Origin of the sequence: Micromonospora sp. NPDC050495 (genome assembly GCF_040655175.1) — a bacterium.
Classification (GTDB): Bacteria; Actinomycetota; Actinomycetes; order Mycobacteriales; family Micromonosporaceae; genus Micromonospora.
In genome coordinates this window covers 1-1,593 of sequence record NZ_JBFAJK010000121.1, presented here as the reverse complement: position 1 = coordinate 1,593, position 1,593 = coordinate 1, and the positions used below count along the sequence as shown (strand labels likewise).

Below are 1,593 nucleotides of genomic sequence, written 5' to 3'. Positions count from 1 at the left end.
CTAATCCGAAAATGACCGTGTCCAGACGCGCGGCAGCATCCCGGCGTAGCGCAGCGGAGCCGGGATGGGGTTGGCGCTGTGTGGTTATGCGGCGGTTTCGAGGGTGACGTGGTAGCCGAGGGCGTTCAGGCCACGGATGTGGTTGCGGATGACGCGTTGAGTGCCGGCGCGGTTGTCGTAGTGGGTCGGGCCGAGGTCGGTGAAGGTGGTCTGGTCGTCGGAGAGCAGGTGCCAGATGATGGTCAGGATGGATCGGCCGACCGCGACGAGGGCTTTCTTCTTCCCGCGGCGGCGCGCGAGCCTGCGATATCGCTCGCCGAGGAAGGTGCTGGTCCGTGCCGCGCCGACGGCGGCTTCGCCCAGTGCGCGGGCCAGGTAGCGGTTGCCGTGCCCGGTGGAGCCGTTGCCCTTGTTCTTGCCGGCGGACTGCTTGACTCCAGGGGCGAACTTCGCCCAGGACGCCAGGTGGGCGGCGGTGGGGAACCGGGTCATGTCCAGGCCGATCTCGGCGATGATCGCGTGGGCGGTGGTGGCGCCGATACCGGGGATCTCATCCAGGCGGGCCACCGCCACCTGCGCGAAAGGGTTGATCAGTGCCTCGATCCGGGCCTCGACCGCGGCGATGTCGGCGTTGAGGGTGTCGACATGCGCCAGCATCCGGGCCAGCAGGAACGCGTGATGGTCGCTGAACCGGCCGGTGAACGCCTCCCGCAGTTCGGGCAACTTGGTCCGCATGCGGGTGCGGGCCAGTTGCGCCAGGGCCTGCGGGTCGCGCTGCCCGGCGACCAGGGCGTCGAGCATGGCCCGGCCGGACACACCAAAGATGTCGCTGGCGACGACCGACAGCTTGATCTGGGCGTCTTCGAGCAGCTTCTCCACCCGGTTCTTCTCCCTGTTGCGTTCCCCGACCAGGTCGACGCGGTAGCGGGTCAGGTCCCGCAGTTCGCGGATCTGCGCGGGCGGCACGAAACTCGGGCGGACCATGCCTCGCTCGGCGACCTTGCACAGCCACACCGCGTCGAGCTTGTCGGTCTTGGGCCGGCCGGGCAGGTGCTTGACATCGCGGGCGTTGACCAGCCACACCTCGAACCCGGCCGCCTCCAGCAGGTAGTACGGCGGCTTCCAGTAATCGGAGGTCGCCTCCACCACGACCCGGGTCACGCCCAGCCCGGCCAGCCAGTCACCCAGCCCGGTCAGTGACCGGGTCATCGTCGAGACGGTGCGGACCTCCTGCACCCGCCGAGCCGACCCGTTCGGGTGAGGCAGCCGCACGCAGCACACCACCTCGGCCTTGCCGATATCCAGCGCCGCGACCCGCTCCACGACCTGTGTGTCTTCTGGTGTCTCCTCCATCTGCGACCTCCCTTGCCATGCCGTGCGTTATCGGGGGCGGTCGCTCGCAGGAGTCGCAGGGACGGGAACGAAGCTAATCCGCGTGCTCGAAGCAACAGTGAAGGGCCCAACAGCGCGACTCCCAGCGCCCGACTAGACGACGGCCTCAGGGACCAAGGAGCAACGACGTCGACGAGCGACCGGACCCCCATTTTCAGCCCGGAACGGGCCGCCCACCAGGGCGAGGGGGACTAGACGAGT

The 1,593-nt window shown here is 68.6% G+C and carries 1 protein-coding gene; it reads right to left on the bottom strand.

The window, feature by feature from the left end:
- Nucleotides 1–84: 84 nt before the first annotated feature.
- Entirely contained in the window at nt 85–1,353 is a 1,269-nt protein-coding gene (locus AB0I11_RS34360; RefSeq protein ID WP_357330107.1) for an IS110 family transposase, read from the bottom strand.
- Between the last annotated feature and the right edge of the window lie 240 nt (nt 1,354–1,593).

Bases quoted from the DNA above. Each gene is read 5' to 3' on its own strand.
- AB0I11_RS34360 (WP_357330107.1), bottom strand. From the start codon at position 1,353: ATGGAGGAGACACCAGAAGACACACAGGTCGTGGAGCGGGTCGCGGCG.